Source organism: Zunongwangia sp. SCSIO 43204, from assembly GCF_019904275.1.
Taxonomy (GTDB): Bacteria; Bacteroidota; Bacteroidia; order Flavobacteriales; family Flavobacteriaceae; genus Zunongwangia; species Zunongwangia mangrovi.
On the sequence record NZ_CP063204.1, the window covers coordinates 747,158 to 767,657 of the forward strand.

At 36.2% G+C, this 20,500-nt stretch carries 14 protein-coding genes; 2 read left to right on the forward strand and 12 right to left on the reverse strand.

The window, feature by feature from the left end; translation table 11 throughout:
• Position 1: 1 nt before the first annotated feature.
• From xyl3A to INR75_RS03365, 12 genes are all read right to left on the reverse strand, one after another.
• A complete protein-coding gene (gene xyl3A, locus INR75_RS03310) occupies positions 2-2,614 on the reverse strand; it encodes a xylan 1,4-beta-xylosidase (protein ID WP_255584627.1) in 2,613 nt (870 codons plus the stop codon).
• A complete protein-coding gene (locus INR75_RS03315; protein WP_255584628.1) occupies positions 2,607-4,991 on the reverse strand; it encodes a glycoside hydrolase N-terminal domain-containing protein in 2,385 nt (794 codons plus the stop codon). Before INR75_RS03315 ends, xyl3A begins: the two co-directional genes overlap by 8 nt.
• A gap of 111 nt (positions 4,992-5,102) precedes the next feature.
• Entirely contained in the window at positions 5,103-6,074 is a 972-nt protein-coding gene (locus INR75_RS03320) for a LacI family DNA-binding transcriptional regulator (RefSeq protein WP_223090761.1), read from the reverse strand.
• A gap of 395 nt (positions 6,075-6,469) precedes the next feature.
• Positions 6,470-7,936: a RagB/SusD family nutrient uptake outer membrane protein gene (locus INR75_RS03325; RefSeq protein ID WP_223090762.1), complete on the reverse strand. Its 1,467-nt coding sequence runs from the start codon at positions 7,934-7,936 to the stop codon at positions 6,470-6,472.
• Positions 7,937-7,947: 11 nt separating this feature from the next.
• Positions 7,948-10,980 (reverse strand): TonB-dependent receptor, encoded by a 3,033-nt coding sequence (locus INR75_RS03330; protein ID WP_223090763.1) that lies wholly within the window; start codon positions 10,978-10,980, stop codon positions 7,948-7,950.
• Between the two features lie 762 nt (positions 10,981-11,742).
• The gene (locus INR75_RS03335) at positions 11,743-14,166 is read right to left on the reverse strand and encodes a TraG family conjugative transposon ATPase (protein WP_223090764.1); all 2,424 of its coding nucleotides are present in this window, start codon (positions 14,164-14,166) and stop codon (positions 11,743-11,745) included.
• Complete coding sequence (locus tag INR75_RS03340) at positions 14,153-14,452, reverse strand: hypothetical protein (RefSeq protein ID WP_223090765.1); 300 nt, start codon at positions 14,450-14,452, stop codon at positions 14,153-14,155. The genes INR75_RS03335 and INR75_RS03340 overlap by 14 nt, the downstream gene beginning before the upstream one ends.
• 18 nt (positions 14,453-14,470) lie before the next feature.
• Positions 14,471-14,776: a hypothetical protein gene (locus INR75_RS03345; protein ID WP_255584629.1), complete on the reverse strand. Its 306-nt coding sequence runs from the start codon at positions 14,774-14,776 to the stop codon at positions 14,471-14,473.
• A gap of 1,156 nt (positions 14,777-15,932) precedes the next feature.
• Positions 15,933-16,907: a calcium/sodium antiporter gene (locus INR75_RS03350; RefSeq protein WP_223090766.1), complete on the reverse strand. Its 975-nt coding sequence runs from the start codon at positions 16,905-16,907 to the stop codon at positions 15,933-15,935.
• A 280-nt stretch (positions 16,908-17,187) separates the two neighbouring features.
• On the reverse strand, positions 17,188-17,850 hold the full coding sequence (locus INR75_RS03355; RefSeq protein ID WP_223090767.1) for an ATPase: 663 nt from the start codon (positions 17,848-17,850) through the stop codon (positions 17,188-17,190).
• Positions 17,834-18,514, reverse strand: coding sequence for a hypothetical protein (locus INR75_RS03360; RefSeq protein WP_223090768.1), 681 nt, complete (start codon positions 18,512-18,514; stop codon positions 17,834-17,836). Before INR75_RS03360 ends, INR75_RS03355 begins: the two co-directional genes overlap by 17 nt.
• Positions 18,511-18,801, reverse strand: a complete 291-nt coding sequence (locus INR75_RS03365; protein ID WP_084843511.1) for a helix-turn-helix domain-containing protein — start codon at positions 18,799-18,801, stop codon at positions 18,511-18,513. The genes INR75_RS03360 and INR75_RS03365 overlap by 4 nt, the downstream gene beginning before the upstream one ends.
• Before the next feature lie 387 nt (positions 18,802-19,188).
• Here INR75_RS03365 and INR75_RS03370 point away from each other — a divergent pair, with 387 nt between their 5' ends.
• Positions 19,189-19,464, forward strand: coding sequence for a hypothetical protein (locus INR75_RS03370; RefSeq protein ID WP_223090769.1), 276 nt, complete (start codon positions 19,189-19,191; stop codon positions 19,462-19,464).
• Between the two features lie 524 nt (positions 19,465-19,988).
• The gene (locus INR75_RS03375; RefSeq protein WP_223090770.1) at positions 19,989-20,372 is read left to right on the forward strand and encodes a response regulator transcription factor; all 384 of its coding nucleotides are present in this window, start codon (positions 19,989-19,991) and stop codon (positions 20,370-20,372) included.
• Positions 20,373-20,500 lie beyond the last annotated feature (128 nt).

The following is a 20,500-nucleotide window of genomic DNA, read 5'->3' on the forward strand; positions in this document are numbered from 1 at the left end:
ATTAGTGAATTTTTAATTCTGTTTTTTTAAGCTGTTTGTCATCTGAAGAATTTCCGTAGAAAATATCATAAACGCCCGGCATTACTTTCATGGTTTGTGCATTGTTATCATAAAATTCAAAAGAATTTGATGGCAGGTTGATCGTTACATTTTTTGTTTCATTTGGCTTTAGATTTACCCTATTAAATCCTTTTAAGGTTTTAATAGGGCCTTCTTCAAGACCTTGTTTATGGACATATACCTGTACAATTTCTACACCTTCAGTTTCCCCTTCATTACTAACCGGAATGGTAATATTAACCGATGAAGAAGTATCTATTTCGGTTTTCTCAAGCTGGCCGTTACCAATTTTGAAACTGGTATAACTAAGACCATGTCCAAAAGGGAAAAGTGGTTCCTCTTTCATAAACCTATAAGTACGCCCGCTCATGGAATAATCTTCAAAATCTGGAAGTTGAGTGGTATCTTTATAAAAAGTTACGGGTAATTTTCCTGAAGGATTATAATCCCCAAAAAGCACATCGGCTACCGCCTGCCCACCAGATTCCCCGCCGTACCATGACTGTAAAATAGCATCGCAAGTGGTGGTTTCTGGCACCAGACCAATGGCTGAACCGGAATTATTTACAAATACCACCTTTTTCCCTGCCTCTTTTAGCGCTTTTAAACAATTTCGTTGTACCGAAGGAAGTGCTATGTCTGTACGGTCACCACCTTTAAATCCTGGATAGGAAACAGGCATTTCTTCTCCTTCAAGTTTGGTTGAAAGTCCGCCAACAAAGATTACGGTTTCAATGCCCTCTAGTTTATTAAGAAGATCCTTATAATTTACGGGAATTTCTTTTCCAAAATTGAATTCTAAATTCGCCTGCCAGTTATTTAGCTGTGCATAATGAATTTCGATTGTATACTTTTTCCCTTTTTCAACTTTATACGGAAGTTTAGAAGGCAATGTGCGCCAGTTATTGTAGGTACTTAAGGATTCTCCGTTTACAAAAAGTTCAAAATGACCTGTAGCGCCAAAATTGAAAATAATTTCCTGATCTTTTTCGGGAATGTATTCTGTCACAAACTTCCCGGAAAAACCTTCAAGTTTAACCCCAGATGCAAATTCGTGTTGCCCCGCGGTGGTAAGTTTTATGGGATTTACAATTTGGTGGGTAGCCACTACTTCCCCGCTATAATCTGGAGTATTCCAATAGGTAGCTTTAAAACCCGGTTTTCCCTCATAAGAAATTTTAGAAAAATAACTTTGTGTAACCTTATCTTCTACCAGGTCGCAGGCTTTATTGTAAACAATGTTATTTTCCCCAACTTTTGAAGCAATTCCGTCCAATATCGTTATCGTTCTCACCGGTGTACCGTTATAATTTCCCCAAAGCATTGGTGCATCATCGGCATTGGGTCCTATCACCGCGATTTTATCCTGAGTTTTGCTAAGCGGAAGAATACTATTTTTATTTTGAAGAAGTGTCATGGATTCCCTGGCCATTTTTAAAGCCAGCTGACGGTGTTCTTCGTTATTGATTATCGATGCAGGAATCTGGGCATAAGGAACAATCTCATCGGGATCCATTTCACCAAGTTCAAAACGGCCAATCAATACTCTTTTTACACTCCTGTTGATATCTTCTTCTTTTACCAGACCTTTTTCTACAGCTTCTGGTAATAATTTATAATTATGATTATCCCACTGGCATTCTACATCTGTACCGGCCAGAACAGCTTTTGCTGCGGCGTGCACCGCATCTGATGATACATTATGTGAGGTATAAAAATCCTGTATGGCACCACAATCTGAAACCACAAGATGCTCAAAACCCCATTTTTCCCGTAATATTTGCTGAAGTAGCTGATCATTGCCGCAACAGGGCTCATCGTCTAAACGCTGGTAAGCGCACATTACCTGGCGCACATTGGCATCCTTTACCAACACTTTAAAAGCCGGTAGATAGGTTTCCCAGAGATCTCGTTGGGATACGTTATTTAGATTAAGTTCATGACGGCTCCACTCTGGCCCCGAATGGACCGCATAATGTTTAGCACAAGCCAGTAATTTCTTGTATTTCCTATCTTCTGGCCCCTGTAATCCTTTCACGACCTGAACTCCCATTCTTGAGGTCAGGTATGGATCTTCGCCATAAGTTTCCTGCCCGCGTCCCCAACGCGGGTCTCTAAAAATGTTGACATTGGGTGTCCACACCGAAAGGCTCAGGAAACGTTTATTCTCTTCTCCGTTACGCAGTGCTTCGTGGTATTTAGCACGGACTTCATCTGAAGTTGCATCAAAAACCTGATACACCAGTTTATCATCAAAAGATGCTGCCATCCCTACCGGCTCGGGAAAAACCGTAACATCATCGTTATTGGCAAAACCATGTAAAGCTTCACTCCACCAGTTAAACTTTTTAATTCCTAAACGGGGAATTGCTTCAGAAACATCAAACATCAAAGAGGCTTTCTCTTCTAATGTTAATCGGTTCACTAAATCTTCGGCACGTTCTTCCGGACTTAAATTAGGATTTTGATAAGGCTTTTGCTGGGCAGAAACCAACATCCCAATAAGCATAAAAGCTACAAAAACAAGACTAGTTTTTAGTCTAATATTATTCATTGTTCGCAAGTTTTATGATATATTCTTTTCCTGCTTCAGTCGCCAGATCATACTCATAGACCGCTTGTAATTCAGGAGCTTTTATAGTTGCTTCTGAAGAGATGAGTGGCTCTTTAGTCTGGGGAAGTTTAAAAAGCGGATTAGGATTTATACCGGTAGCTTTTTTTAATCCATCACCGGAAAGCGGATAATAGGAACGTAATCTACAATTTCCACCGATGGCTGAAATGATCTTCACTTTAACTGGTTTGTTTTCCTCCCAGGCGATATCGATTTCAAAATTACCCCTGGCTTTTAATCCTTTTACTTCTCCTTTATTCCATGTAGAAGGAAGCGCCGGTAAAATATGAACCGCGCCATCCTGACTTTGTAACAGCATTTCGGCAATTCCTGCAGTGCACCCAAAATTTCCATCGATCTGAAATGGTGGATGCGCATCGAAAAGATTGGGATACGTTCCTCCATGCTCACCATGGTCTGCCTGCCTGCTTGGCGTTAACTGATCGTGAATAAGTGCCAGCGCATGGTCACCGTCCAAAAGACGCGCCCATAAATTCACTTTCCAACCCATAGACCATCCGGTAGATTCGTCACCCCGAGCCAGTAAAGAATTTTTCGCGGCTACAAATAATTTTGGAGTACGATAAGGAGAAATAAGATTAGAAGGAAAAAGTCCGTATAAATGCGAAACATGACGATGTTTATCGTCCTGCCGATCCCAGTCTTTCATCCATTCCTGTAATTGTCCCCACCTACCAATGTGCATAGGGGGAAGATTTGGAATCGTATTTTTAATACTGTCGGTAAATTTTTTATCCTTATTTAAAATTAGGGAAGCTTCCAGAATGTTTGAAAAAACATCATACACTATCTGGTTTCCCATGGTCGTCCCTGCAGCCAGACTTGTACCTTCAGGATGTCCATTTTCGGGAGAGTTAGAAGGATTAACCACCATCCATTTATTAATGGGTTCCTGTTGTAGGATATCTTTGTAAAATAATGCGGCGCCTTCTAAAACAGGATAGACTTCTTTTAAAAATTCGGTATCACCTGTAAACAAATAATGTTGCCATAAGTGCTGACTCAGCCAACCTCCACCATGTGGCCATAACCCATAAAAAGGCGGATCTACAACTCCGGAAATTCTCCAGATATCAGTATTGTGGTGCATGTTCCATCCCCGGGCATGATACATTTTTTCAGCCGACTCGTTCCCGGTTTCAGAAATATCCTTAATTAAACCAAAAAGGGGTTTATGCATTTCTGAAAGGTTAGTCACCTCTGCAGGCCAGTAATTCATTTCGGTATTGATATTTACCGTGTATTTACTGTCCCAGGGGGCATTGATTTCTTTATTCCAGATCCCCTGAAGAGTGGCAGGTTGTGTCCCAGGTAACGAGCTAGAAATTAAAAGATAGCGCCCAAACTGAAAATATAGCGCGATAAGCTGCGGATCGTGATTTTCATTAAATTCCTGAAGCCGAATGTTCGTTGGCTTCTTTATAGCTTCTGAAGTTCCCAAATCGAGTTGTACCCTGTTAAAGTATTCCTCATACCTGGCAATGTGGGTCTTTAGAGACTTATCAAATTCATTTTTATACGCCGAGTTTAATAATCTAAGGGCCTTGCTTTCTGCATCTTCCGAAAGATCTTTATAGTTTTTAAAATTAGTAGCGATAGAAATGTAGATTGTGGCACGGTTAGCTCCTGTGATTTTTAAGCTATTATCTGTGGCTACAATTTTTCCCCCTTCGATTTTAGGTTTTGCGATTGCAATAAATTTTACTTTCCCCTTTTTATTTTCCTGATCTGAGGAAGTACCCGAAAGCCACACGGCATCATTTTTAATCCTAACGGCGTGTTTTTTTTGCGGACTTTCCAGTCCCATTTCAAAAGAGATGGCGCCTGGTTTGCTAGCTGTGAGCTCTAGCATGATCACGTCGTCTGTAAAAGAGGAGATGATACGGCGCTTATATTTAACGTCACCAATTTTATAAGTAACCGCGCTAAGGGCTTTACTGATATCTAAATCGCGATGATAGTCCTGAACAGCATCTGACTTAGGGAAATTAAGAATTAGATTGCCTACCGTCTGGTAGCTCATTCCACTGTTATTATCATTTTTAAAAAGGTATTTATCTGCTAACTGCTGCCCCTTCTGATAGTCTTCTTTAAAAATGGTCTGCCTGATTTCCTGCAGGTGCTCCTTACTAAGCGTCACCACATTATTTCCGGGCTCCCCGGCCCAAACAGTTTCTTCATTTAATTGAATAGTCTCGGTAGATGTTCTGCCAAAAATCATTGCTCCCAAACGGCCATTCCCCACCGGCAACGCTTCCTCCCAAACTTTAGCAGGCTCATTGTAATTTAATGTCATGAGAGAGTTTTGATAAGAATAAGTTTTTGATATCCCATAAATTATAATAATTGCAGAAATCCAGTATTTATACCTCATATCTCTCTTCATAAATAGTCCCCTTAAATAGTATCACATTTTATAAATCTGAAAATCTTGATTTACAAAACTTTTTTCCATCCGATGAAACAATAAATTGACTGCTTTTTTACCATACACCGATGTATCTTGATCGATTGTGAGTACCCTGTTCAGAGAACATTCTTGCTGGATCCTACTACTAAATCCAATAATTGTAATGTCCTCCGGAATTCTATAGCCCCACTTCAAAACACTTTGATAGACTTGATGAGTTAATGATTCATCAGAAAGTATAATTCCGTTAATATTTAAGGACTCAATTTTAGTCTTAAACGTCTTGTGATAATCCTCCTTATGGAATTCTAAGAAATGACTTTGGACTCTGTTCTGCTTTATAGCCTTTAGATAACCTTGCTTTTTCAACTCATCTAAAGCTGTTCCCCGGCCTCTGGTTATAAACAAAGTATTAGTTTTTCCCGACCTAATTAAATCTAAAGTTGCCCTTTCTGTTAAGAATGAATTATTTATATCTAACTGGTCACAATCCATTTCTGGGATAATTCGGTCGAAAATAATTAAAGGTATATTCTTATTTAAAATTTGTTTTAGATGATCTGTTTTTTTGTAAATCTGCGTCTCAATAGTTGGAACTATAATAATTCCATCTATTCTTTTCTGAATCAGGTATTCCACATTTTGTTTTTCCAATTCTTGAGATTCTTCCGAGAAAAGAGCTATTACAGTATAACTCAATTTGTTGGATTGAGCCGTTATAGCTTCTAAGGCTTTTACATAAAATGTCCTTGTTATTTTTGGGAGAATAACACCTATAGTTCTCCTTCGCTGAGGGCTTAAACCGTATGCATTTTCGTTTGGGCTATAATTATAAGTTGCGGCCATTTTTCTTACCCTTTCTTTTATGGTAACACTTATTTCATCACTATCATTGAGGGATTTAGAAATGGTGGCTTTCGACAGATTCAAAATCGACGATAGCTTTGTAAGGGTTAATGATTCATCCATTAGGGAAACAACTGTTTACTTTAAAATCCATCCAAGAACAAGGGACATCTTATGATTAAATGCTGTAAAAATTTTGAATATCTACTAATTACTTTTAGTAAAGCAAATATCGCTAGTACTAGAAATATTAGATATCCTTTCTTCTTTCAAAAATATATGTTGAGTATAAAAACTAAATTAATGGATTAGGTATAAAAATAAATGCCCTCATGTAACAATAACTTTCAAGCCTGTTACATTTTAAGAATACAGTTTATAAAGGTCTTAGTAGTATTAATCACCAGAGTCCAGTATCAATATATTAGATCGACGACACCTTAAAGAGTAAATTATTCTCGACTTATTCTATAGCTACTTCTAGAAGTTTAGGACTTCAAAACCTGCCTGTTTATTTATTAGTAACCATTATTCTGGTCTCCACTGTTAATATTATCGTTCGTATTTAATTCAACTTCAGGGATAGGGAAAAGGTTATGGATACCTTCCTGATAGCCGTATTGGCTTAATTCCTGTTCTGCTAGACCCCATCTTACCAAATCCGGAAAACGTACTTGCTCTCCAGCCAATTCTACTCTTCTTTCATGGACTATAGCATCAAAAACTTCTTCCTGACTAAGTCCATCTGCTAACAATGGCATATCTACACGATCTCTTACCTCATTAATATAATCTATTGCCTGATCCTGATTTCCCAGCTCGTTACTCGCTTCAGCCATCATCAATAATACATCGGCATATCGAATTACATTCATATTGATACCAGATTGTAGATTTTCATTGGTTCTTTTATAATAATTTTGATATTTCCTCCAACCTGCAGGTCTATCTAGTGGGATCTCCTCAATAAGACCACCGGCATAAGTATCTCCCACAACATAAAAACTTTCATCAAAACGAGGATCGTTTTCTTCAAATTCAGCCCTCAATTCATCCGATGGATATGCATTAAACCAATCAAACAAACCATAAGACTGACCTCTCAAACTTGATTCGTTTCCTCCTTCACCATTTACATCAGAATTCCAAAAAGCACCGTTGGGCATAGACTCATCATACTCAACCGCAAAAATCGCCTCGGGACCATGTTCTGTTTCTGCTTTAAAATTGTCATAATAATTATCGGCTAATGCATAATTCCCATATACATTTTCAAAAGCCTGCATGGCCTCTGCATAATTTTCACGATATAAATATACCTTTCCAAGTAATGCATAGGCTGCACCGCGGGTAGCTCTTCCGTTTTCTTCTTCAGCTTTGGGCAACAAGGTCTGGGAAGCATCCTTTAAATCGGTGATAATTTGTGCATAGACTTCTTCTGCAGCCGTTCTTGGAAATCCCTTACCTTCCTCTGGAATAGTGGTAATTAACGGTACATCTCCAAATCTTGTCACTAAATTGAAATAATATAACGCACGAAGAAATTTGGCTTCGCCTATGTATTTATCTTTCATTTCCTGACTTAAAAGTGAATTTGGAATTTCATTAATTCTATCTGAGTTGGCAATTACAAAATTGGCTTTATTAACTCCTCTAAATTCACTATCCCAAAACGCTCTCACCAATTCTGAACTAGCATCAAAAGAAAAATCCAAGAATATAATTTTATTGGCCTCCTGCTGTATATTAGCTGCATTATCATGAGCCATATTATCCATCATATAGTAATAATTTCTACTATATGAACCGATAGTTTGAAGACTGGCATATACTGCATTTACTGAGGCCCTTACCTGCGCTTCATTCTTAAAAAATGTTTCAGGAGAAAGTTGTGTCGGATTGTTCTGCTCTAATTGGTCTGTATCACAAGAAATCCAAAATAAAACAGAAATAAATATTACTGTAATTTTATATGTTTTCATCATAACTTTAATTTTTAAAATGCAACTTGAAGACCAATTTGAACAGATTTTGGTTGAGGGTAATTACCGCGGTCTATACCAAGCTCAAAATTGTCTCTTGCTGCTCCATTATTAAGTGAAATACGTCCAATTTCTGGATCAAGGCCAGAATAATCTGTTAAGGTCAACAAATTCTGCCCACTTAAATAGACTCTAAATTTTGAAAATGTATCATTGAATAATTCTGAAGGAAAAGAATATCCTATTACTAAGTTTCTTAATCTGGAGTAGGAACCGTCTTCAACATATCGATCTGAAGCGTTCGTGTTTTGAGTGGCTCCTAGTGCTCTGGGAATACTATTGGAGGTACCCGGACCAGTCCACCTATTTAATACCTGGGTGCCGGCATTAAATGTTCTTGTCATTCCTTCTAAATCGTAAATATTGGTGTTAAATACATCATTACCTATCGAACCATTTACAAATAAATTCAAGTCAAAGTTTTTATAATTCGCACTAAAATTAAATCCATAAGTAAAATCAGGATATGGATTTCCTATTTTCATTTTATCGTCGGAATTAATTTGGCCATCATTATTTAGATCGACATAACGAACATCACCAGGCTTAACAGCGGTTTGGTTTGGATTAGCCGTTAATACTTCATCAATTTCCTCTTGTGTCTGGTATATTCCGTCAGTTTTATATCCATAAAAATAAAATAGCGGCTCCCCTACAGATATTCGTGATACAAATTCTCCTTCAAAATTGGCTCCCGGTATTGCAGGAACTCCACCAAGCGATATCACTTCATTTTTACTAGTTCCAAAATTAAGATTAGCAGACCATGTAAAATCACCATCATAATCATTATACCCTAAGTTGGCTTCTAAACCATGAGTTTTAACAGAGCCAACATTTTCAGTAATAACCGGATCATTATAACCTAAAGAGTATGCTAATGGACGATCAATTAAAAGATCATCACTTTTGTTATTATAATATTCGAAGGAAAGTGTAAACTGATTGTTATTAATTCCTACATCTAAACCTACATTTCTCATCTCAGTTTCTTCCCATTTTAAATCAGCATTTCCCAAACCATTCGCTGTAGTTCCCTGAACCGGACTACCGGCAATTGGATAGATAAAATTGGTAAGTAAAGTAGAACTATATCGATAATCACCAATATTATCGTTCCCGGTAGTTCCCCAGCTACCGCGAAGTTTTAAGTTATTGAATATAGAACCATCCATAAAACGCTCTCTACCCAGGTTCCACCCGGCAGATACAGAGGTAAACCATCCCCATCTGTTACTTTTTCCAAATCTTGAAGATGCATCTCTTCTAAGCGAGAATGCAAGGAGATACTTCTTATCGTAATTATAGTTTAACCTTCCCAGGTAACCGATACGCACATACTCTGAAGAGCTTGAACCAAGATTAGCCCCTTCTAAAGACAATTGTTCTACTTCATCTGAAATTTCATTTCTACTACTGGCATTGATAGACTCATTTTTTATCGTTTGCTGCTCAGACAGTAATAGAAATTCAATATTATGGTTTTCTAAAAAAGAATCTTTATAGGTTAAGCTATTGGTATAGGTTAAGGATTGATATATTCCTGTATTCTTAGTTATCTGCGCATACGGAGTACTATTTGTAGATGTTTCATCATCGTTATAAGAAGGAATAAAGTTGGTATTTTTAAAGTTACTGTAATCGAGACCTACCTGAGATTTAAACTTTATTTTATCGAAAAACTCATATTCTGCAAAAAGGCTTCCTATAATGTTTACAGAGCTGTTACTAGCGTTCCCTAAGGTTTGAACCCGTACCGGGTTTTCTGCATCCTGGCCATCAATAGAACTACTGGGTCCCTGAAAGCCTCCTAAATTATCTGGATTATAAACAGGTAAATAAGGAGAAATTTTAATAGCATGTTCTATAATAGAACGCCCTCCACTATCCCTTTCAGGGTTTTGTTCATCGAAAGAAACACCTAATGTTTCTCCTATGGTTAAATTCCCAAAAGTGAAATTACTGTTGGCTCTAAAATTGAATCTTTCATATCCTGTTTCAATCATAGCACCTTCCTGCTCTAGATAACCTCCGGAAAACCGATAGTTGCTATTTTCGTTCCCTCCAGAAAGCGCTATATTATAGCTCTGCATAAGACCGGCTCTAAAAATTTCATCTTGCCAATCTGTATCATTATTTATAAAATCTGCATATTGAGAATCTGAAACCCTTGGAGGTGTAGCATCTAATTCGTCCAAATATTGTATATACTGTTGAGTATTTAACAGGTCGTAACGAGAAGTTATAAAATTAACCCCAGAATAGGCGTCAAAATTAAGGGAGGCTTTTTCAGTACCTCTACCTTTTTTGGTCGTAATCAAAACCACCCCATTAGAGCCTTTAGACCCATACACCGCTGTGGTAGCAGCATCTTTTAATACCTGAATATTCTCGATATCATTAGGATTTAAATCTCCCATACCAGAAGCAATAATACCATCAATAACATATAAAGGAGAATTATTATTAGGAGTTCCCAAACCTCTAATACTCACTACAGGAGAATTCCCCGGGGCTCCACTATTTACGACGTTTACTCCCGGAGCTCTACCCTGTAAAGCCTGATCTGCCGTGGTCACCGGCACACTGGCAATTTCTTCGGAATCAATAGATGAAATTGCCCCTGTAACTTCTGAACGATTTTGAGTACCATATCCTACTACCACAACGTCCTCTAACGATTGCGTATCAGATTCCATAGTAACATTAATTTCAGTCCTGGAATTCAACGGAATTTCCTGTGTTTTATAACTTAAGTAGCTAAATACAAGTACAGATCCTTTAGGTACATCTTCAAGCACATATTTACCATCAAAATCTGTGGTAACACCCTGCGTTGTCCCTTTCACAATAACGTTCACACCGGGTAGCGGACCAGCATTGTCTTCAACTATTCCAGATACTGTTACATTGCCATCCTGTGCAAGACCTAACTGACAGAAAAACAAAAGCATCAGAAAATTAAATTTTAATAAATATTTCCCCATAATAAAAATTTTAAATGGTTAGAATCACGAAATCGATTGCTTTAATAATTGAAAAATAAATGGATTTACAAGCGCAACTAATAGTTTTAATGACTACAAGTTTAATAATTTAAAAATTAATTATCAAATAAAACCATCTTTTACTGATAAAAAATAATTTTAAACTATAAAAAATAATATATTATTAAATCATCAAAAGAGTTCATTTATATAGATAGCAATAAAATTCTAAAAATTTATGCAATCGATTTCATAAATTTTTCTTTCTATCTATACCTCAATGGTAGAAAGTAATCTTTGGGAAAAAACTAAAATGGTTGCTAATACCGGTGATATTATGCTCATGCCTGGCCAATCCAAATGTTGAGCTTAGTCCATAAAACCTTTTACAATTATAAAATTGAAAAATAAATGGATGATTCGTATTAATAATTTTTCTGAAGCCTGTACTAAAGGAAATATATACGCTATTATTAATCTTTAGGATCAAAGCCTCGTTTGGGCTGAAGGCATGACTAACAAAGTGTAGTGTTTGGCTTTACGTCTCATAATTGCTAAGTAACAACTTGTAATAATATTCATTCAACTCTATGTCCAGTCTAATATAGTAATTCCACAAAGCTTGACGGGTTACAGTTTTCATAGCAGTTTGGTTAAAAATTAAAATATTCAATACCAGTAGTAGTTTGGATACACAGGCATAGCATTACATCAAATCAGGAAAAGAAGGCAGCGCACTATATAGAATTTGGTTTCTTGATATTAGGGCGATAGAAACTCCTGAATAGCCTTTTGCATATCTCCATTCTCCTGATAATTTCTGAGAATTGCTTCATTTTCTTTTCCATCGGTTAAATAAGCCGCATAGGCTTCCGGGGGAACTTCCAGGCGGTACACATTACTTTCTTTTCCGATCTTTATAAATACTTCCGTGTACTTTCGTTTTCCACTCAGGTTGTTGGTGATGGATTTTAGCTGATTATGATCATGAGAAGAAAGTTTTAAACGATGCACCAACTCCTCATAGCCTTTTTCATTGCGCAGGCTATAGATCACCTGTGTATTTTCCAGAATGCTTGCTGCCGTGCTATTAGCAGGCAATTGATTTATGGACTGCAGGATAATGCCTATGGCGCCATTTTGCTTTCGGATAGCCTGGTAATAGAATTCCACACTTTCCAGAACATTGGGGAATTTCAATTGTTTAGCAAACTCATCAAAAAGGATAATTCCTTTTTCTTCCCGCTGACTCCAGATGGAACCCTGTACGGCTGTTTTGATGAGTTTTAGCATGATGCCCAGAATTTCTTTATTATCCCGAACTTCATCCAACTCAAATATGATCAATCGTTTATCTTCCAAACGATAATTTTGAACTCCCGATTGAAACAAATAGCTATAGATCCCACTGCCAACATATTCAGAGAGAATATGCAGAAAGCGTTTACGATCCAAAAAAATGCTGTCTATCCCTGATTGAACATCCCGAAGTATAGGGTTGGGACTTACAGCATTATCTTTCCCGTAGGTACCGGAATCAAGATCGAATAGAAAATCATAGAATGCCTGTAAGTTATAGGGAGCACTTGTAGACTTATAATAGTGTCTTAACCAGTTTTTAAGGCTCACACTTTGGGCTTTTGAATTGGTATCGAAAGCCGTCAACTCTAATAAGAAAATACTAAGTTCTTCCAGAAGTTCCGGCGAAGGTATACCACTCTCACAATAAAACGGATTGATCCCTAAAGATTTTCCGGGTTCATAACGTAATATTAGATGCTCCTGGGGATAAAGCTTAGCAAATTTCGCATAGGATCCTCCCAAATCGATAATAACCAAACGGATTCTTTCCTCAAAATACTGCCGCAGGATATTATTGGCCAGAAAGGATTTCCCTTCTCCGGTGGGCGCAAAAATGGCAAAATTTCTTGCTTTAATTCGTTTTTTAGATTCATCCCAAACATCCTTTTTCACGGGTAGGTTATATTGGCGTTCATTAAAGATTACACCAGTAGCATCTGAGATATAGTTGCCGGTATGCATCCAAAGGCATAGTGCATGTTTAAGATCGGTAACATAGGTATCCTCTGCTCCGAAATTAGAGGTAAATCCAAAATAACTATTGAACACATAATGCGCCAATGCTTCCCCGGAAGGCATATAAGGTCGAATATCCAGTTGTTTGCATTCTGCCATAATCTTACCAGCGATTTCTTTTAATTGTTCTTTTTCTATGTGCCAGTACATTACATTAAACTGTCCCCGTACCAGTCGCGATTGTTCATCACGTACAATTTGATCAAGTACCTGTTGGAGTTTTTCGCAGGTAATCAGGTTCTGGGAACCGAAATTGGCGCTTTTTTTCAGCGATTCAATTTGTTTTTCCAGCTGGCCTTGCCATTTTTTAGTATCCTCGATCCATAGCATTTGGTTTACGATATGATGTTCGTAAAGTTGTAATCCAAAACCATCCATAAAGCCCTGATAAAAACTAAAATCATCCGCTGTAAATTCCGCATGGGGACGTGAAGTTTTCAGTTCATCCTGAAAACAGGATTCATGTTGTAGCACCATAGTTTGGACGTATTGATTTCCCATAAGGAGATCATTTGATGACAGCTGTATATCGGTATCATGGTCATCAATAAACCCATTCCAAAAATCCCGACTAAACTTAGCAACAGCTGGTGAAGTCATTTTTATAACCTGAATTTTAGCGGTCTGATTGAGATAGCCCACCACATCGTTAACCTGACGTTCAAACACCTTCCATTCCTTATTGGATTGGTCCAGCTTATTTTTAGAAAGTTTTGCAAAAGGGTTGATATAAGCGGATTTTGCCAATTTATTATTCTTTGGCAGGCTAAAGAATAACAGGCATTGATGATTTAGGTACTGTCTTCCTTTAAAATACCGATGCGTCGCCTTTTGCAGGAACGAGTCCTTTGGAAGATCTTCAGCAGTATAGGCTTTTTTCAGGTACACATCCTGTTTATGAATAATCGTTCCCACGGGCAGGCCTTTAATGGCCTGAAACCAGCAAGTATGAAGCTGGTCAAAATCTGCTTCGGCAAGGGAGTATACTTCTGGAAGCACCACCTTATAGGCCAGGCAAAAATTGCCATTGGCCAAAAACATAGCATTGCCCGTGCAACTGGCGATCGGAGGATATTTATACAGATTCATAAGTTCGGATCATAAAATGATTAGGCTTGATTTGTTTGGTACTGATGTGCTTTGGAAACACCTGAAAAACCTGAATATGTGCAGTCAGTTTTTTCAAATTGATGAGCATCAGGTACAGTAGAAAGTTACCACTGCACCCGATCAAAATACTCATCCATCCGAAGGCAAAGATGATGGCAAGCAGGCCCACGATCACGGCAATCATTTGCAGGGCAAAAAGATACACCGGAAGGCCAAAGATGAGCGCCTCTTTTCGGATATCACGGTATGGTGTATAGGTTTTCATAGTAATGATGAAAATAGATTATACGGCCATTCCGATCAGGTAGGTAAAGATGCCGACTACGGCACCGGTGATCAGTACAAAAACGAGCACGCGGCTTATTCCTTTTTTCAAGTCGGCATTTTCGCCAAAGAAATGTCCGGCATTAAAAAGGAAACCTACTAAAAAGATCACTCCCAGTAAGATGGGAAATATCGATCGAATGGTATCCGAGATTTCGGCTACTGAATCTTCGATTCCTCCAATTTGTGCGGAAGTGCTAAGACTAAAGAAAAGGCTAAATAGTAGGCTACTTGGAAAAATGCCTTTGGAAATTAATTTTTTCATGAATAAAAGTTTTAGGTTAAACAAAAAATCAGTGAATGTTTTCTGATCTTAAGCTACCAAAACCAGGCACTCAAAACAGCTTAGAAAGTAAATCTGTGAATAACATAATTTTTAATAGCATTCGGCAATAAATTACTTTAAAGTAAGATAATTAATAGGTAACCAAATACAAAGCCTGTTCATAACTACAGGACTAAGAAAAATAGAAAAGTATAAAAACGTCAAAACTGATAATGCTAAGTCTAAGAATATACGTTAATCATAGTTTAATTAAACTAACTATCAGATTAAATCAGACCATAGATACACCTATCTCCCCAAAAGATTTACATATTCTAGAAATAGTAGAAGCCTGATAAGATGTGGGAGGATTGTTTTGGGAAATATGTTCTTGGGCCATGAAATAAAAATGTTCTAAAAGTAACCTAAGATCCTCCTCTTGGTTTGTTCTAAATTTAATACGATTAAGAAGTATTCGATTCGGCGTACATTTAAACCGAAAAGAGCTAAAAGGTCTCCAGGTACTATTTAATTCGACTTCAAATCCATAGACTTTAATCCAACTTAAGTAGAATTCATGATCCAAATTCTCATCATAAGCATAAATAAATGACACAAGTTTCTTATGATAAGTGGGATTAGATAAAATATCATTAGCTTTCATCACCAATCGAATGATATATACATTTACACCAGGGTAATAGATCCACATAAAGTAATTTTTACAGAAAGATCAAAATTACAGTGTCGGATAATTAGTAAAATACCCATTCATGGGGATTAACAGTATTTTTTTGCTTTTATTAAATTTGACGGATGTTTATTAATGTATTATTACCAGGCCTATAAAAAGCAGAATTGAAGAATGCTCTGTGCTGCTGGGAAATGGATAACGAACTTTATTTTCTATTTTCAAAGTAATAAGTTGAAGAAGATCTGTCTTCATCCTTGTCAGGATTCATCAAATATCTCTATATCTCCCTGGAGTCTCCTCATTAATTGAAAGGTCACAAATAAATTTATTGCCTCTAAAAACATAGCCATCTAAAATCTATAACTATAGCTAATTCGGAGATAAACACTTATTCCTATGAATAGCTATAAATCAGTATTACCCCACTGAATTTCGTAACCTATCTCAAATTTTTGTTTAGATTTAAATTTCCTGAATAACCAAATAGATAGTATAAGAAGCATAAATCAGGAAAAGTATGACAGCTTCCCATCGATCAAGTTTCTTTTTCTTTCCGGTAAGCATAAAAACAAGGAGTAAAAGTGTTCCAACAATTAGCAACAAAAGATCCCAATTAAATTTTAGATTATAGGAAATAGGTTTTATAATACTACTTATGGATAGAATAAGAAAGATATTAAAGATATTAGATCCTATGACATTCCCAATAGCAATATCACTATTCTTTTTTAGAGCGGCAACGACAGAAGTAAGCAGCTCTGGTAGCGATGTTCCTGTAGCTACAATAGTCAGAGCAATAATCTTTTCACTAACCCCCATAGAAGAAGCAATTTCTACGCTATTATCAACCACCAACTTTCCCCCTACGATAAGCCCTGTCAATCCAATAATAATTAAACTATAAATTTTCCATAAAGGCTTAATGTTTGTCATTACGGCTTCCGGTTCATCTTCATTTTTCATTTGTGTAAAAACATAATAAAGAAAAACAAAAAAAAGGAACAGCATCATTCCTCCTTCTATTCTACTTAGGCTTGTGGAATATCCCTGGAAACCAAAACCATTTAGAAATATATCATTTGCGAAAAGTAGTAACAGTGCAGCAGCAATAAAAGATATGGGAATTTCTTTCCAGCAGGTAGAAGATTTTACGCTTATTGGAAAAATCGCTCCGGTAATTCCCAAAATGATAAACAAGTTAAAATTATTGCTTCCTATTATATTTCCGAGAATAATATCAGAATATCCATTTGTCGAAGCTATGGTATTCACCACAAGTTCCGGCGCTGAAGTTCCGAAAGCAACAATAGTTAAACCTATCGCCAAATCAGAAATATTATATTTTTTAGCTAACATAGAGGCTCCCTCCACCATCCAATTTGCCCCAAAGATAAGTAGGCAAAAACCTACGATTACTAATACTATAGCTAATAGCATAAAAAATAAATCTAAAACTGTTTATATTTAAATATAAGATATCAAAGCTTTAAAAGCCCTAGCTATGACTTAGCCTTTTAAAAATTTTCATAGCTATTATAGAATTTCGATGTTGTATTGCACTCTTTTATAAAAGAATCAATTTCATTCTATAATTTAAAGATACTAGGTTTAAACTAAATAAAGCTTCATTTTAATAAAGCTATAATTTATTATTACATCTCATTCAAAGCATATCAAAGCATATCAATTTTTGACATCAAAAAAATTAAACTAGCTTTTAATGTCTTTTATCAGGACTATTACTATCAAAGGCCATTAGATTAAATAAAGCTCTCATTCTACTTCGCACCCGTTGGCCATAGCGATCTTCTAATTCTGTTGCATTTAAATTAGTGGTTGCATATGTTTTTAATCTTTGATCGGTTTTCTGATGGAGCTCATATCTGGAGAGTAGTACCTCTCCCATGACATTTGCATTATCTCCGTAGAATCGTCCAAGAGGTTCCAATCCTAAATCATCGAAGCAATAACTCCCAGAATCCCCATATTCCTGAACCGTTTTAAATCCTAAATGATTAAAGCCAAATATCACATTACGAGTAGGGATCATTTCATAAGTTAATTTTCCAGGAACGATATATCGAACCAATTTCATCAGACTGGTTTTTCCACATCCCACAGGACCAGTTAATAAAATTCCTTTTCTACAATCCAAACCGTATCGCTTACAGGCGTTATAATCTCGAATCATAAAAGCACAAAGTTGCCGAATCAGCGGACGATCTTTTTTATAAATCTTAAAACGCTCACCAAAAAGCAATTTACCCTTCATTTCAAGATAATGCAAGATTTGATAGAAATCATAATGCACAGTAGTACCATCAAAATCTCCAAGGCTATAGACCACTCCATTTTCAACAATTTTAGAGGGATTCTCCATATTTTTTTTGTTTTGAAGTTTTTAAAAAATCCTGAGTTTCTTTTTTTTCTTTTCGCCAGCGCTCACAGCGCTTCATCCATTTCTGAGCGACAGCTTTCCAATTGATTATTTTTCTACCGGTAGCAGTCCTCCAATCTTCAGACTCGTAATGCTCGAAAAATTTATTTCCTTCGCTTAGAGGCCATTTTTGAGATTTAAAAAACTCAATAATTTCATTTTTAAAAATTGTGGTATTTTTTATGTTTATGTTTGTTATTGTTTTTTGTTTATTACTGTTTATATAAGGTTCGTCTACTGGTTCATATTTGGGATAGTAGTGTGCTGCTACTTGTTCCAATATGGGATCCCTGTGATCGTCTACTGGTTCGTTACTTGTCCGAATAGTAAACATCTTTATGCGGCTTCCCTGATAAGGATTGTGGGAAGGTATATATTCCAGATACCCAAAAGCATCTAACTCTTTTATACTACGGTGATATCCCGATCGTGATCGCACTTTCGATACTTGCATCAATTGTTGACGATTGATGTAGAGTTCCTCTGGAAATCTGGCACTATTCCATTCCTGGAATATAGCCATATACAAACTTACATGCGAAGGATTAAGTCGCTCATCTTCAAGAAACCGACTATAAATCCACTTTAGGTGTCGAATGTAATTCATTTGGCAAAACCTGAAGAATGATGAACGCGATATTTATCCATTACTTTTTGAATATCAGAGGCCTGATAATAAATCAATCCTTTAATTTTCACATAAGGAAGTGTTCCATTATTCCGAAGATGTTGTAATGTACCGGGACTAATTTGCAGTAGTTCCATCACTTCTGAAGACTTTAGATATTTCTTCAGTTTTCGTTCTTTGTTTTCCTTTAAGAGTTTCTTCAATTCTTTCAATAATTGAAGTTTAAACTCATAAAGATCATCGGTGGTAATAATACTTGTTGGCATAGGATCAGTTTTTAAAAATCCCACCGCAGTTAATTTTCAACTAACCAGATCTTCACTACGATGGGATCGGTTGATTTGACTTTCATTACAAAGCTGAGCAGAAGAAATCAAAATCTTTCGTAGTACGAAGCGCACTACGATAAAATTTAACATTATAAAAAATTATGATAAATGTGTTCATTTATCATCTAAAACGGGATATAAATCAATAATAAACTTATCGAAACGAAAAATCTTACCTGCTGAAATAATTGTCGATACTTATCGTAGTACGAAAGAATTTAACATTTAAAAGAATAGATCCCAGCAAAACGTGAGGAACAACACCAGCTTTGGAAATAAAAGATTTCTAGGTAATTTAGCGGTTTGAATCCCCAACAATTCATTATGAGTACCATTGAAAAGATCAAAAAAATCAAAGAATTTTTAGCAGTATACCCCACGGGAACTGTGAGGCTTGAATTTCATTTTCCAGACACACCATATCAGCATATGAGCATCCCTTTAGAGAGTTACGATGAATTGGAATTTTTTAGTGATCATATTGAAGCTTATGATTTGATTTCCAGCAGTAAATATGAGGCTTTGGTCTCCAAGCATGTAAACTTATCTATACGCAGCCAGCCAAAATTGAATTTTTATACTGAAAATCCAAAAAACTAGCATACTAAAAGATCTCCACAAAGATTCACTAGACATAGAAGCTAGCTTCATAATTTAATCAACTATAATGATAAAGCTACTAAAGTAGCTTTATCTCCATCTTTCAGCCTCCTAAGTTAAAGAAGGCTTCAATTTATCCCACTGAGGTATTAAAAGCCATATTATTTTTTTAGTTCATCATTACTTTTGAAAAGTATAAGCCGGCAATTTGCTATAAATACCATTATTGACTTCGTGTAATGCTAAGGCCATTTATTAGATATAACTAAAGATTAGTTATGACGAAGTAAAAATCGGATAGTGAAGGTAAAATTCAGCTATGATTTTCTGCATAGGCAAAACTAATACACAAAACTAATACAGCCGTATAAGCATTTTCAAATCATCTGATTCGGCTTCCTCAACTAAAGTCATCGTAGGTCATCTTCGCAATTTTCAGTTTAGCCGAAACTAATTTACCATTCAACGAAAACTCAAATTTTAAATCGGCTCAAAAAATAAATTAGCAAATAAAATAAAAAGTTTTGAAAAATATTTTACTTGTTGAAGATAGTCTACTCATTGAAAGAGCTCTAAGTTTTCGTTTAAAACATTCTGGTTATAATGTAATCCACGCACTAAACGGAAAAAAGGCTATAGAAATATTGGAAAATAATAGGATTGACCTAATATTAACTGACTTAGTTATGCCGGAAGGAAGTGGTCAAGATTTTTTAGAATATGTGTTTAATCATGGATATGAAATTCCTTGTTTAGTATTAAGTTCTATTACAGAAGAGACTACGATTACCAAATTACTGGATCGAGGCATAGTTGACTATATTACAAAACCTTTCAGACCAGAAGAAATACATTTAAGAATTCGAAGAGCCCTAGGCACTTATAAATTTGAAAAAAGTATAAGTTAAAGCTTGTAATCTAACCTCTTATCAATGTCGGAGTTAAATCATTGGAATCAGCGACAACATTTTAGAAGCGAGAAATCTATTATTATAATCCCCATTATAAAAATTGATCCATATAATATAAAAACATA